The 14,173-nt window shown below is 73.9% G+C and carries 10 protein-coding genes; 5 read left to right on the forward strand and 5 right to left on the reverse strand.

What is annotated here, in order from left to right; translation table 11 throughout:
* Positions 1-98: 98 nt before the first annotated feature.
* Both QQX09_RS01765 and QQX09_RS01770 read right to left on the reverse strand, forming a co-directional pair.
* Positions 99-548, reverse strand: coding sequence for a hypothetical protein (locus tag QQX09_RS01765; RefSeq protein ID WP_301130976.1), 450 nt, complete (start codon positions 546-548; stop codon positions 99-101).
* The gene (locus QQX09_RS01770; protein WP_301130977.1) at positions 545-2,650 is read right to left on the reverse strand and encodes a DNA gyrase/topoisomerase IV subunit B; all 2,106 of its coding nucleotides are present in this window, start codon (positions 2,648-2,650) and stop codon (positions 545-547) included. Before QQX09_RS01770 ends, QQX09_RS01765 begins: the two co-directional genes overlap by 4 nt.
* 105 nt (positions 2,651-2,755) lie before the next feature.
* On the opposite strand from QQX09_RS01770, the gene QQX09_RS01775 reads away from it, so the two are divergent.
* Positions 2,756-3,598 carry a TspO-related membrane protein gene (locus QQX09_RS01775; RefSeq protein ID WP_436969037.1) on the forward strand — a complete coding sequence of 281 codons (843 nt, stop codon included), beginning with the start codon at positions 2,756-2,758 and terminating at the stop codon, positions 3,596-3,598.
* A gap of 13 nt (positions 3,599-3,611) precedes the next feature.
* Here QQX09_RS01775 and QQX09_RS01780 read toward each other — a convergent pair whose 3' ends face one another.
* A complete protein-coding gene (locus tag QQX09_RS01780) occupies positions 3,612-4,094 on the reverse strand; it encodes a GNAT family N-acetyltransferase (RefSeq protein ID WP_301130979.1) in 483 nt (160 codons plus the stop codon).
* A 1-nt stretch (position 4,095) separates the two neighbouring features.
* The gene (locus tag QQX09_RS01785) at positions 4,096-4,452 is read right to left on the reverse strand and encodes a hypothetical protein (protein ID WP_301130980.1); all 357 of its coding nucleotides are present in this window, start codon (positions 4,450-4,452) and stop codon (positions 4,096-4,098) included.
* Between the two features lie 212 nt (positions 4,453-4,664).
* Between QQX09_RS01785 and QQX09_RS01790 the strand changes: the two genes are divergently transcribed.
* The 4 genes from QQX09_RS01790 to QQX09_RS01805 all read left to right on the forward strand — a co-directional run bounded on the left by QQX09_RS01790 (position 4,665) and on the right by QQX09_RS01805 (position 12,468).
* Entirely contained in the window at positions 4,665-7,571 is a 2,907-nt protein-coding gene (locus QQX09_RS01790) for an ATP-binding protein (RefSeq protein ID WP_301130981.1), read from the forward strand.
* A 68-nt stretch (positions 7,572-7,639) separates the two neighbouring features.
* Entirely contained in the window at positions 7,640-9,106 is a 1,467-nt protein-coding gene (locus QQX09_RS01795) for an alanine/glycine:cation symporter family protein (protein ID WP_301130982.1), read from the forward strand.
* A gap of 150 nt (positions 9,107-9,256) precedes the next feature.
* Entirely contained in the window at positions 9,257-9,457 is a 201-nt protein-coding gene (locus QQX09_RS01800; RefSeq protein WP_301130983.1) for a hypothetical protein, read from the forward strand.
* A 71-nt stretch (positions 9,458-9,528) separates the two neighbouring features.
* Entirely contained in the window at positions 9,529-12,468 is a 2,940-nt protein-coding gene (locus tag QQX09_RS01805; protein ID WP_301130984.1) for an ATP-binding protein, read from the forward strand.
* Between the two features lie 146 nt (positions 12,469-12,614).
* On the opposite strand, the gene QQX09_RS01810 is transcribed toward QQX09_RS01805, so the two are convergent.
* Complete coding sequence (locus QQX09_RS01810) at positions 12,615-14,051, reverse strand: RNA polymerase sigma factor (protein ID WP_301130985.1); 1,437 nt, start codon at positions 14,049-14,051, stop codon at positions 12,615-12,617.
* Positions 14,052-14,173 lie beyond the last annotated feature (122 nt).

Below are 14,173 nucleotides of genomic sequence, written 5' to 3' on the forward strand. Positions count from 1 at the left end.
TGGTCGGTGACGCGGAGGATCCGCGTCGTCGGCGCTGCTGGTCGGGGGGACTCAGGACTTCATTGTGGCAAAGGACCGCCGGGACCCGGCGGCAGGCGCTACCGCGGCGTGCCGACGCGGCGGTGCCAGTCGCGGACGCGACGCAGGCGCTCGCGGTGGATCGCGCGGTCGGCGCGGTCGAGGCCGACCGTCACCGCTCCCCCGACGAGCACCGCGGCCACGACCGCACCCGTGGAGGCGGAGCCGAGCACGAGCGCGGCCACCAGCGCCGCGGCCAGGGCGACGCCGAGCAGCGTCAGCCCGAAGCCGCGCGCGGCGCGCTCGCGCATCCATAGCTCGTCGATGAACTCGAGCTCGCGGTCGGCGTCGTCGAGCTCGTGCTCGAGCTGCGCGCAGCGCGCGGGCAGGCCGATCGGCGAGGCGTCGCGGAACACCGTGGGGCTGCCCGCGGGGCGCACGCGCGGGCGCGCGTGGAAGCCGTACGGGTGGACGGGGCACGGAGGTGCGCCCTCGTGCGTCTCGGGCGCCCGGCCCGGCAGGCCGCTCATGCGTCGATCCTCGAGTGGTCGAGCGACGCGGCGCCCGCGATGATGAAGTCGCGGCGGGGCGCGACGTCGTTGCCCATGAGCAGCTCGAAGACGCGCTCGGCCGCTGCCGCATCGGCGCTGGTCACGCGGCGCAGCGTGCGGTGACCGGGATCCATCGTGGTCTCCGCCAGCTGGTCCGCATCCATCTCACCCAGGCCCTTGTAGCGCTGGATGTCCTCCTTGAACTTGCGTCCCGCACGCTTGAGGTCGCGCAGCGTCTCCTGGAGCTCCTTCTCGGAGTACGTGTAGATGTACTCCTTCTCGCGCCGGGCCGAGCCGGACACCTCGATGCGGTGCAGCGGCGGCACGGCCGCGAACACACGGCCCGCGTCGACCATCGGCCGCATGTAGCGGAAGAACAACGTGAGCAGCAGCGTGCGGATGTGGGCGCCGTCGACGTCCGCGTCCGTCATGAGGATGATCTTGCCGTAGCGCGCGGCCTCGAGGTCGAACGTGCGGCCCGATCCGGCGCCCACGACCTGGATGATCGACGCGCACTCGGCGTTGTGCAGCATGTCCGTGACGGACGCCTTCTGCACGTTGAGGATCTTGCCGCGGATGGGCAGCAGCGCCTGGAAGTCGGAGCGGCGCGCGAGCTTCGCGGTGCCGAGCGCCGAGTCGCCCTCGACGATGAACAGCTCGGACTGCTCGACGTCGTTCGAGCGGCAGTCGGCGAGCTTCGCGGGCAGAGACGAGGTCTCGAGCGCGTTCTTGCGGCGCGAGATCTCCTTCTGCTTGCGGGCGGCCACACGGGCGCGCATCTCGGCGACCACCTTCTCGAGGACGGTGTTCGCCTGCGCCTTCGTGTCGCGCTTCGAGGAGGTGAGGATCGCGGTGAGCTCCTGCTCGACCACCTTCGCGACGATGCCGCGCACGGGGCCGGTGCCCAGCACCTCCTTGGTCTGGCCCTCGAACTGCGGCTCGGGGATCCGCACCGTCACGACCGCCGTGAGGCCGGCCATGATGTCGTCCTTCTCGATGCGCTCGGCGCCGTCCTTGCCGGTGAGCTTGAGGCGGCGCGCGTTCGCGGTGATCTGCGCGCGCAGCACCTTGACGAGCCCGGCCTCGAAGCCGGCGAGATGGGTGCCGCCCTTGGGCGTCGAGATGATGTTGACGAACGAGCGGCTCTCGGTCTCGTAGCCGGTGCCCCAGCGCAGCGCGACGTCCACCTGGCACTCGCGCTCGACCTCCTCCGACACGAGGTGGCCGTTGGCCTTGAGCACCGGGACCGTCTCGGTGTAGGTGCCGCGCCCGGTGAGCTCCCAGGTGTCGGTCACCGCCGCATCGGCCGCGATGAAGTCGACGAAGTCGCGCGCACCGCCCTCGTAGCGGAACTCCTCCTCGTGCGGCTCGGCGGGGTTGCGCTCGTCGCGCACCACCAGCGTGAGACCGGGCACCAGGAACGCGGTCTGACGCGCGCGCACCAGCAGGTCGTCGTAGCTGAACGACGCGGTCTTGTTGAAGATCTGGCGATCCGCCCAGTAGCGGATGCGGGTGCCCGTGCGCGCCTTGGCCACCTTGCCGACGACCACGAGCTCGGAGCCGGTGACGAACGGCTCGAACTCGGCGTCCGGCACGGGGCCGCCCGCGGGGTCCTTGAAGTAGCCGGGCTCGCCGCGCCGGAAGCCCATGTGGTGGGTCTTGCCGCCGCGGTCGACCCACACGTCGAGGCGCTCGGACAGCGCGTTCACCACGGAGGCGCCCACGCCGTGGAGGCCGCCCGACGCGGCGTACGAGCCACCGCCGAACTTGCCGCCCGCGTGGAGCTTGGTCATGACGACCTCGACGCCGGTGAGGCCCGTCTTGGGCTCGATGTCGACGGGGATGCCGCGGCCGGAGTCGCGCACCTCCACCGAGTCGTCGGGGTGCAGCACGATCTCGATGCGGTCGCCGAAGCCGCCGAGGGCCTCGTCCACCGAGTTGTCGATGATCTCCCACAGGCAGTGCATGAGACCCCGAGAGTCGGTGGTGCCGATGTACATGCCGGGACGCTTGCGCACCGCCTCGAGGCCCTCGAGGACGGACAGATGCCTAGCGGAGTAGTCGTTCGCCACGGCCGACATCCTAGTTGGGCCGTCCGACGGCGACGCGCCGCCTCACCGCCCGACATGCGGATGAAATGCGGACGTGGGAGCGTTAGGCCTGGCAGGAAGGGGACACGGGTGACGATGACGGTGGAGCGGGAGATCTCGCCCTGGGGCGTGGCGGAACGCGCGCTGGTGGCGGTGGGCGCGGTGCTGGCGATCGTCGGCGCGGCGTGGGGCTCGGGCGCGTTCGGCGGCACCCCGATCGAGGAGGCCGCGGACGGTGTGCTCGCGTCCGACGCGACCCTGCTCGCTCCCTCGACCCCGGCCTTCGGCGTGTGGTCGGTGATCTACGCGGCGCTCGCGCTGTTCGCGGTCGTGCAGGCCCTGCCCACGTTCGGCTCGAGCCCCCGCCTGCGGGCGGTCGCGTGGCCGGTGCTCGCGGCGATGCTCCTCAACGCCGCATGGATCTACGTCGTCCAGCGGGAGTGGCTCGCGGCCTCGGTCGGGGTCCTCGCGGCGATCCTCGTCGCGCTCGGCGTCGCCGCCGCGCGGCTGTGCCGGGCGCGCCCCGCGTCCCTGCTGGTCGCGGCCGTGTCGGACGCCCCGGTCGGGCTGTACCTCGGCTGGGCGACGGTCGCCACCGTCGCGAACGTCACCGCGGTCGGTGCCTGGTGGCTCGGGGCCTCCCCCGGCGACGGCATGCCCGCCGCCGTCGGAGTCCTCGTCGCTACCGGCTTCCTCGGCATCGCGATGGTGCGCGACCTCTCCGTCTCCCCCGTGCTCGCGTGGACCACGACCGCCACCTTCGCGTGGGGTCTCGCGTGGATAGGCGAGGGACGCCTCCACGGCACGCCGGAGGATGCCGTGGTCGGGTGGACGGCGATCGGGGCCGCGGGCGCGGTGGTGCTCACCACGGCGATCGCGACGGTTGCGAGCCAGGTGCGCGCGCTGCGCTGGGCGCGCCGGCAGCGCGAGCGCGGGTAGCCGCCGCGGCCGACTACGAGGGGCCGTGGCCGCGCGGACGGCGCCGGACCGACGACATCGCGACGTTGTCGTGCTTGATGAAGAAGCCGAGGTCCTGGTACAGGTGCAGCCCGGCGGGACTCGCGTGCAGCTCGACGACCTCGATGCCGCGGCGGTCGGACTCGTCGAGCAGCGCCTCCATGATCGCGCGGGCATAGCCCTTGCGCTGGTGCTGCGGCGCCGTCGACACCCACTGGATGTACCCCATCTGGTGCGCATCGGCGCCGGGGCGCGCGAGCCGCGGGGCGACGTTGACGAGGCCGCACGCGGCCAGCCCGCCCTCGGGGGCGTCGATCACCATGCCGAAGAGGTCGTTGCCGAGCCGCTCGCGCACCATGCGCGTCGACTCGACCGCCCACGACGGGGTCGGCTTGGCACCCACCGACTTGTACATGAGCGCGCCCAGGTGGACGATCTCGGCGGCGTCCGCCGTGACCGCAGGCCGGACCTCGATCACGTCAACGCCATGCGACGGCGACGACGATGTTCACGAGCGTCAGGCCGGAGACGATCCAGAACGGCGTCACGGGGTTCTCCCGCTTGCGGGTCGCCTCCGCGATGCCGACGATCGCGAGCGCGAGGAGCAGCTTGACCGCGATCTTCATGTGGTCGACCTCGAAGTCGTCGACCTGCGAGGCGCGGATCTCCGCGAGCGCGACGAGGCCGAGCCCGGTCACCAGCTGTGCTCGCGCGCCCCACACCATCGCCATCGTGATCCGCTTCGTGTCGGCCTTGAGCTGCTCGAGCGCGGGACCGAGGATCGCGGCGAGCCCCACGAAGTGGAGCACGAGCAGGGCGTAGCGAAGGACGGTCACGGTGGCACTCCTCTGTCGGGACGGACGGCACGATGCTACTGCCTCCCCCCATGAGGCCTTCCACCAGGCGCGTCGCGGTGCGACGATGGCCCCATGGCGCACGACGCGCCGGGACGCGGGGGGCGCTTCCCGTCCGGGCGGCCGCAGCACCTCCGCGCGCGACCCGGCGGCGCAGGAGGCGGTCCCGCATGCGCCCGAGGCGGGTGTGCCGGATGAGCGAGCCGCGCGAGACGCCGCGCCTCGTGGGTCGCGAGCGGGAGCTCGCCGTGATCGCCGACGCGCTGGCCGCGGGCGCCCGCGGGGAGCCCGCCGCCGTCATCGTCCGCGGCGAGGCCGGCATCGGCAAGTCCCGGCTCGCACGCGAGACCGCGGACCGCGCGCGAGCCATGCCCGGGACCGTCGTCGCGACCGGCGCCTGCATCGACGCGGGCACCGTCGGGGCGCCGTTCGGAGCGGTGCGCCGCCTGCTGCACGAGCTCGCATGCGAGGTGGGCGTCGACGCGCTGGGGGCGGCGGCCGGCAGCGCGCGCGTGCGCGGCACGCTCGCGCGGCTCGTGCCCGAGCTCGAGGACGCCGGGGACGCCCCGCCGCCCACAGGCGCGGACTTCGTGTCCGAGGCGGTCGAGCGCGTGATCGAGAACCTGTCCGCGGACCACCACCTGGTCCTCGTGCTCGAGGACCTCCATTGGGCGGACGATGCGACGCGTGCCCTGGTCCGGACGCTCGGCGCGACGCTGCGCGCCAGCAGGCTCTCTCTCGTCCTCACCTACCGTGCGGACGACGTCTCGCGCGGCCACCCGCTGCGCGCGGTCGTCGCGGAGCTCGAGCGCAACCGCGCGATCCGCACGCTCGACGTCGGCAGGCTGGAACGGCACGAGGTCGCCGAGCAGATGCGGCTGCTCACCGGCGAGGAGCCTCCCGCCGCGGCCGTCGCGGCGGTCCATGCGCGCGCCGACGGCGTCCCCCTGTACGTCGAGGAGCTCGTCCTCGGACCCGACGAACCCCTCGCCGGCACCCTGGAGGACATCGTGCTCGCCCGCTACGAGCGCCTCGGGCCGGAGGCCCAGGCGGTGGCGCGGCTGCTCAGCGTCGCGGGCGAACGGGTGGACGATGCGCTGCTCGCCGAGGCGTGGGAGGGCGACGAGGCGGACCTCGCCACGGGACTCCGCGAGGGGATCGCCGCGGGCGCCATGGTCGCCGTCGAGCCTGGTCTCGCCTTCCACCATGCGCTGCTGCGGGAGGCCGTCTACCGGGAGCTGCTGCCCGGCGAGCGCGTCGCGGCCCACCGGACGTTCGCCACGATCTTCCAGGCACGCGTCGACGCAGGCGAGCTCTCGCTCGCCGCCGGCGCCGCCCACCACTGGGCGGAGGCGCACGACGTCGATCGCGCGTTCGCCGCGACGGCCGCCGCGGTCGACGCCGCGCGGGCCCAGTACGCGGTCGCCACCGCCGCGCGGCTCGGCGAGCGGCTGCTCGAGATGTGGGACGGCGCGACGGACCCCGCATCCGTCGTGGGGCTCCCCGAGCTCGCGATGCGCTGCCAGGTCGCGGAGGACCTGCGCGACGCGGGTCAGGGCCGTGCCGCGATGCGCCTCATCGAGGACACCCTCGCCACGGCCCCCGCCGACGGGGCGGACCTCGAACGGGCCCGGCTCCACGCCGCCGCGATGTCGCTCGCGGCCGAGCACGTGGGCGACGGAGCCGCCGTCGCGCACCTCGAGCCGTTGGAGGCGCTGCTGCGCTCCCGCGACGACACCGACGCCGCCGCGCTGCCCTACCGCGTCCAGGCGCTCGCGGCCCGCGCCCACGTCACGGCCGCACCCGGGTCCGCCGCCCTCGCGGATGCCTGCGTCGCGCTGTCCGAGCGGTTCGACGACCCGGCGGTGCGCTCGATGGCGCTGTGCAAGCGCGCCGTCGTGCGGTGCCGGGTGGGCGGCTACGAGGACGCGCTCGCGGACCTGCGCGAGGCGCTCGCGATCGACGAGGGCGCCATGCTGTGGGGACGGTGCGCCACCGCGAACGTGGTGGACACCCTCAACCGGCTGGGGCGGTTCGACGAGGCCGTGGAGGCCGGCCTCACCGCCCTGTCCGAGGCGATCGACGAGGGGCTCGAGCGCTCGATCGGGGCGCCGATCACCGCCAACGTGGCGGAGGCGCTGGTCAACGCGGGCCGCGGCGCCGAGGCGCTCCCCCACCTGCGCCGGTGCGCCGCGCTGGTGCGCGGCGAGTCGCCGCGCTGGGAGGAGTTCCTGCTCGAGCTCGAGGCCATCGCCGCGCTGTGGGACGACCGGCTGGAGACCGCCGCGGACGTCATGCGGGCCGCCGAGCCGCTCGTGGCGGACCCGGTGGACGACGCGGAGGCGGCCTTCAACTGGGCGGGCCTCACCATCGACCTCGCGCTCGCCCGCGCCGCCGACGCCTCCCCCGTCGAGTCGCGGCGGCTCCTCGAGCATGCCCTCGAGGCCGCCCGCGCCCTCCTCCACCCCGAGGCGCTCCGCGAGGTGTCGTCCACCCCGATGCTCCTGCTCGCCGCGTGCCGCGCGGTCGCCGCGGCCCGCGGGGCCCGCATGGCGGTCGACCCCGCGATCGTCGCCCGCGCGGTCGAGGTCCGCGAGGCGCAGCCGCCGCACGCGGCGACAAGCTACACGCCCGCGCTCGCGGCGGCGCTGCTCGCGGACGAGGACGTCACGGAGGCGTGGCGCGCGGCCGTCGTGGCGTGCGAGTCCGGCCGCCCGCCGCGCCGGCTCGTCCACGAGGCACGGCTCCGGCTCGCGCTCGCGCTCCGCCGCGACGGCGACCGTCGTGCCGCGGAGGGCCTGCTCGCGACGGTGGCACGCGAGGCGCCCGCCGAGGGCGCGGGGCTCGTCGGACGGTGGGCGCGCGAGGCGTTGTCGCGCCGCGAGAGCGAGCCGTCCGGGCTCGGGTCGCTGACGGCGCGGGAGCGGGAGGTGCTCGCGCTCGTGGCGGCGGGCATGACCAACCCGCAGATCGGCGCGCACCTCCACATCGCGGCGAAGACGGCGAGCGTCCACGTGTCCGCGATCCTCGCGAAGATCGGCGCCGCGAACCGGGCCGAGGCCGCCGCATGGTTCGCCGCGCATCGGCGCGACGCCGCATGACCGGTGAGGCGCCGGCGAAGGCCGCTGACCAGGCGCATCGTCCCCCGAACGCCTAGCGTAGGAATCCTATGGACGCGCTCGAGAGCCTGATCGCGGAGGCCACCGACTCCCTCTGGACCTGGGCCGTGCTGCCCGTGGTCGCCGTGCTCGGCGTGTACTTCACCATGCGTTCCGGGGTGGTCCAGATCCGGATGCTGCCGCGCATGGTCAAGGGCCTCACCGACCGCACCCCCACCGACGCGGCGGGCCGCCCCCAGTCCCTGTCGGCATTCCAGGCCTTCACCGTGTCGGCGGCGTCACGCGTCGGGATCGGCAACATCGCGGGCGTGGGCACCGCTATCGCGGTCGGTGGCCCCGGAGCGATCGCGTGGATGTGGCTGATGGCGCTCGTGGGCGCCGCGACGAGCTTCATCGAGGCGACGCTCGCGCAGCTGTACAAGCATCGCGACGCCTCGGGATTCCGCGGCGGACCGGCGTACTACGTCGAGCGGGGGCTGCGGGCGCGGTGGCTCGGCATCGTGCTGGCGGTCGTGCTCATCCTCGCGGCGCCGTTCGCCGTCACGATGCTGCAGTCGTTCACGATCGCGGAGACGGTCACCGACAGCTTCACCGGCGGCGCGCCCGGCTGGGTCGCGCCCGCCGTCGCGGTGACGGTCGCGGCGCTCACCGCCGGGGTGGTGTTCGGCGGCGCGCACCGGATCGCGCTCGTCACCGAGACGCTCGTGCCCCTCATGGCGCTGCTGTACCTGGGCCTCGGCCTCGTGATCGTGGTCCTCCACGTCGACGCGATCGGCCCGGTGGTCTCCGCGATCTTCGAGGACGCGGTCTCCGGCCAGGCGGTCGCGGGAGGCGCGCTGGGCACCGTGATCCTCACGGGCGTCCAGCGCGGCATGTTCTCCAACGAGGCGGGCTTCGGCACCGCCCCCAACGCCGCCGCGAGCGCGGCCACCACGCACCCGGTCAAGCAGGGGCTCGTGCAGTCCCTCGGCGTCTACTTCGACACGTTCCTCGTGTGCTCGATCACCGCGTTCATCATCCTCGTGACGCGTCCCGACCTCGAGACCGCGGAGCCGGGCATCGCGCTCACGCACGATGCGGTGGTGGGCTCCCTGGGCGGCTGGGCGGGTGCGCTGCTGTCCGTGATCGTGTTCCTGCTCGCTTTCAGCACCATCCTGGGCCTGTACTTCTACGGCGAGTCGAACATCGAGTACATCACCCCGCGCCGCGCGGCCCTGAACGGCTACCGGCTCGCGGTGATCGCGCTCGTGGCGATCGGCGGGCTCGTCTCGGCCTCGCTCGTGTGGTCGCTCGCGGACCTGCTGCTCGGCGTGCTCGCGCTGCTCAACCTCCTCGCCCTCGCGCCGCTGTCCCGTCACGTCTTCGCGCTGCTCAAGGACTTCACGTCGCAGGAGCGCGCGGGCCGGGACCCCGTCTACACGCGCGACCGCGTGCCCGGCATCCCTGGCGTCGAGGTGTGGGAGGACGAACGGTCCGTGACGGGGCTGCCGCCGCAGGACGAGCCGGCGCGCGGCTGAGCCCCGCCCCGCGTCCCCGGGCCAGCGGCTCCACCCGCCCGCCTCACCGCGAAAGATAGGGCACCTGCCCGATGTGAGCCGGGTGCCTCAGAGGGCAACGTCGGGGGTGTCGGGACGCCGGAACGGCCGGCGCCGGCAAGGGGGAGCATCATGAACGACCTCGGAATGAACGCCCTGTACCTCGAGACCCGTGCGGCCGACCTCGACCGCCTCGCCGAGCAGCGCCGCGAGCGGCTCGAGGCGCTCCGCGAGGCCCGCGCGGCACGAGGCCGCACGCCGTGGCGCGCGTGGCTCGTCCACCCGCTGCGCGCGGCGCGCCGCAGCGTCGCGATCCGCCGCGCGTACGTGTGACGGCGGCCCCTACCAGGGGCTCCACCGGCGACACCCTCGTCAACTCGGCGGCCGTCGGGCAGGATGGGCGGATGAGCGTCCTGCCGATGGCCGCGACGATGGTCGGCCGCGAGGCGGACCTCGACGCGCTCGTCGAGGCGCTCCGGTCGGGCGCGAGGGGCGAGCCGCGGGCGGTGCTGGTCCGCGGGGAGGCCGGGATCGGCAAGACGCGGCTGCTCCGGGAGCTCGCCGAGCGCGCGTCCTCCTGGGGCGACGACGCACCGGTGACGGCCCTCGCGCACTGCGTCGACCTCGGACCGGTGGGCGCCCCGCTGGCCCCGATCCGTCGCCTGCTGCGCGCGGTGCGGTCCGAGGTGGGCGCCGAGGCGTTCGCCGAGGCGACCGCCGGCGATCCCGTCATGCGCGCGCTGGGGACCCTGGTGCCCGGGATTGCGACGGATGCCGGCCCGTTCGAGGGCGCGCCGGACATGCTCGCCGATGCGGTCGAGCGGCTGATCGAGCGGCTGTCGGAGCGACGCCACGTGGTGCTCGCCGTCGAGGACATCCACTGGGCCGATGAGGCGACGCTCGGCCTGCTGCGCACGCTCGCGACCACGGTGCACGCGTCCCGGCTCACCCTCGTGATGACCTTCCGGACCGACGACGTGGACCGCGGGGCCACGTTGCGCGACACCCTGGCGGAGCTGCAGCGCAGCCGCGCGGTGACGACCCTCGAGATGACCCGGCTGTCCCGCGAGGCGGTGACCGCGCATGCGGGCCAGATCCTCGAGCGGCCGCCCACGGAGGCGGAGATCGACACCCTCATGCGACGGTCCGAGGGCGTCCCGTTCTTCGTCGAGGAGCTGCTGGGCATCGCCGAGGGCGAGCTGCCGTCGACGCTGCGGGAGGTGGTCCTCGCGCGCGTGGACCGGCTGGACGCGGTCGGGAGCGAGGTCGTCCGTGCCGCGGCGGTGGGCGGCGCTCGCGTCGACCACGACCTCCTCGCGCACGCCTGGAGCGCCGACCCCGACACGCTGACGGCGGGCCTGCGCGCGGCGGTCTCGGGGAATGTCCTCACGGTGGACGGCGACGCGTACGTCTTCCGCCACGCGCTCATCCGCGAGGCGGTGTACGACGCGCTCATGCCCGCCGAGCGCCACGCGATCCACCGCCGCTACGCGTCCGCGCTGCAGGCCCGCGTCGACGCGGGCCACGCGTCCGCGGCAGCGCCGGCCGCCGTCCACTGGCTGGCCGCGGGCGACGAGGGCGCCGCCTTCGACGCCACCGTGGTGGCACGGAGCCACGCGCGCACGAACCTCACGGTCGACGCCGCGGCGGGCCTCGGCGAGCGGCTCATCGCGCTGTGGCCGCGGGTCGAGCGGCCCGCCGACCGCGCCGGGACCGACGAGTTCGCGCTGCGCCGCGCCGTCGCGGCCGAGTACCGGACCTCGCACCACCTCAGGCGGTGCCTCGCCGTGCTCGAGGACGCGCTCGCCGCCGCCCCCGAGGGGGATGCGGACGTGCGGGTGCCGCTGCTGCTCATGCGCGTCGACGCCGAGCGCGAGACCGAGCTGCGGGCGTCCGCCGGGCGCAGGCTCGACGAGATCGAGGCGCTCCTCGCGGGCCGGGAGGACTCCGCCTCGGCCGCCTGGCGCGCACGGGCGCTCGCCTGGCGCGCGGGGCTGCCGGGCACACCGGAGGCTCACGAGCTGCTCGACCGGGCGGTGGCGCTCGCGACGGACGCGGGCGACGACCCCGCACTGGCCGACGTGCTCATCACGCGGGCGCGCCTCGGCTGGACCTCAGGCTCGCTCGCGGCGAGCAGCGCGGACCTCGACCGCGTGCTCGAGCTGTGCCCCGAGCCCGACGACACGCGCCTCGGCGCGGTGAACAACCTCGTCTGCAACCTCCTCCAGGACGGGCGGTTCGAGGAGGCGATCGACCTCGGTCTCACCACGGTGCGACAGACCTACGAGGCCGGCCGCGAGCGCGCCGGGGCGCACATCCTCAGCAACACCGCGGAGGGGCTCATCGCGGTCGGCAGGCTCGACGAGGGCATCGACGCGGCGCGCCGGTCGGTCCGGCTCACCCGCGGCGACTCGATCCAGGTAGTCCTCAACGCCATTCAGATCGAGGCGCTCGCCCTGGTGTGGGCGGACCGGCGCGACGACTACGAGGCTCTCATGGCGCGCGAGGCGGAGTCCGAGGCGCACGCGGCGCTCGTGCTCCAGTGGGTGGCGGTGTGGCACATGCTGCTCGCCGACGCGGCGGTCGCGGCTGCCCACGACGCCCCCGCGGCCGAGCGGGCACGGATCCTCGCGGATGCCCTCCCGCTGCTCGACGCGCTCGATGGAGACGAGGCGCTGCAGTCGCCCGGGGACCTCGACGTCCTGCTCGTGTCCGGTGCCGCGCTGGTGGAGGCGGCGCTCCGCTCCGGCGTCCCGGAGGCCGAGGCGCGCGTGCCACGCCTGCGCGAGCTCACGGCGCTCGCGGCGCGCGAGGCCTCGTACCGCACGGTCGAGGCGATGGTCGCCGCCTACCTGGCTCCGGCGCACGAGTCGGTCGCGCTCTGGCGGACCGCGCTGCACGTGTGCGACGCGGGCACCGCCCCGCGGCGGTACGCGCACGTCGCGCGGTACCGGCTCGGCGAGGCGCTGCTCGACGCGGGAGCGCGGACCGACGCGATCGCCGAGCTGAGGACGGTCGTCGAGCGGGCGCCCGCGGACGGCGTCATGCTCGTCGAGCGGTGGGCGCGCGAGCTGCTCGCGAGGATCGGGGACGGCGAGCACACCGCGCGTCCCGCGGCAGGCCTCACCGCGCGCGAGGCGCAGGTGCTCGGGCTCGTCGCCGAGGGGCTCACCAACGGCCAGATCGGCGAGCGGCTGTTCATCTCACGCAAGACCGCGAGCGTGCACGTCTCGGCGATCCTTGCCAAGCTCGGCGCGACCAACCGCGCCGAGGCCGCCGCTCTCGCCGCGACGCTCCTGGCGGCGACCCCCCTCGAGGCGCCCCGCCGCCCTGCGGGGAACTGAGCGACGGTCTGCAGCGGTCCGTGACTGCTGCGGGGAGCTGAGCGACGGTCTGCAGCGCTAACCCGGCCAGATCCTGCCCCCGAAACGCCGAAGGCGCCCTCCCCGGAAGGGGAAGGGCGCCTTCGAGCGGCTGTCGGCGGGGCCGATCAGTCCAGGTAGTCGCGCAGGACCTGCGAGCGCGACGGGTGACGCAGCTTCGACATGGTCTTCGACTCGATCTGGCGGATGCGCTCGCGGGTCACGCCGAACACGCGGCCGATCTCGTCGAGCGTCTTGGGCTGGCCGTCCGTGAGGCCGAAGCGCATGCCGACGACGCCGGCCTCGCGCTCGCTGAGCGTGTCCATGACCTTGCTCAGCTCCTCCTGGAGCAGCGTGAAGCCCACGGCGTCCGCGGGGACCACGGCCTCGGAGTCCTCGATGAGGTCGCCGAACTCGCTGTCGCCGTCCTCGCCGAGCGGGGTGTGGAGCGAGATGGGCTCGCGGCCGTACTTCTGGACCTCGACGACCTTCTCGGGCGTCATGTCCAGCTCCTTGGCCAGCTCCTCCGGGGTGGGCTCGCGGCCCAGGTCCTGGAGCATCTGGCGCTGGACGCGCGCGAGCTTGTTGATGACCTCGACCATGTGCACCGGGATACGGATGGTGCGGGCCTGGTCGGCCATCGCGCGCGTGATGGCCTGACGGATCCACCACGTCGCATACGTCGAGAACTTGTAGCCCTTGGTGTAGTCGAACTTCTCGACCGCGCGGATGAGACCGAGGTTGCCCTCCTGGATGAGGTCCAGGAACAGCATGCCGCGGCCGGTGTAGCGCTTGGCGAGCGACACGACCAGGCGCAGGTTCGCCTCGAGGAGGTGGTTCTTGGCGTGACGGCCGTCGTTGGCGATCCACTCGAGCTCGCGACGGAGCTTCGGGGCGAGCTTCTCGCCCGAGGACAGCTTCTCCTCGGCGAACAGGCCGGCCTCGATGCGCTTGGCGAGGTCCACCTCCTGCTCGGCGTTGAGGAGGGCGACCTTGCCGATCTGCTTGAGGTAGTCCTTGACCGGGTCGGCGGTCGCGCCGGCGGTCATGACCTGCTGGACGGGGGCGTCGTCGTCGCCGGTGCCGAGCACGAAGCCGCGGTTGTCGGACTCCTCCTCGCCGGCACGCTTGGTGCCGGTCCCCTCGGAGGCCTCCTCGTCGGCCACGGCCTTGACCGCGGCGTCGTCGACCTCGAGGTCGTCCTGGTCGACCTCGGTCTCCTCGTCGGCCTCGGCGTCCTTGACCTTCTTGGCCGAGGTCTTCGCCGTGGCCTTGGTCGCGCGCTTCGGTGCGGGCTTGCGCTTGGGGGCAGCAGTCGCCTCGGTGGTCTCCTCGACCGCCTCGGCGTCGGCCTTGGCGGCGCGCTTGGGGGCGGCCTTGGTGGAGGCCCCGGTGGACTTGGATGCGGCTGCGGTAGTCGTGGCCTTCTCCTTCTCGTTTGAGCTGTCGGCATGCGGCAGCGAAGCGTCGGACGATGCGGGGGTTGCGCGATCGGGACGTCGGGTACGACGCGTCTCCGCACCGACGGTGGAACCGTCGGCGCGACCCGGCTGCTTCGGCGACACGGCTACCCTCTCGACCTGTCACGGAGTGGATGGTGAGGCCCCGCTGATCGCCTCGCGCAAATCCATTAGATTGTAACGTCCATGTCAACGGGATCGTTCCGCGACACGGCGACGAGATCCGC

The organism is Demequina litoralis (assembly GCF_030418455.1).
Taxonomy (GTDB): domain Bacteria; phylum Actinomycetota; class Actinomycetes; order Actinomycetales; family Demequinaceae; genus Demequina; species Demequina litoralis.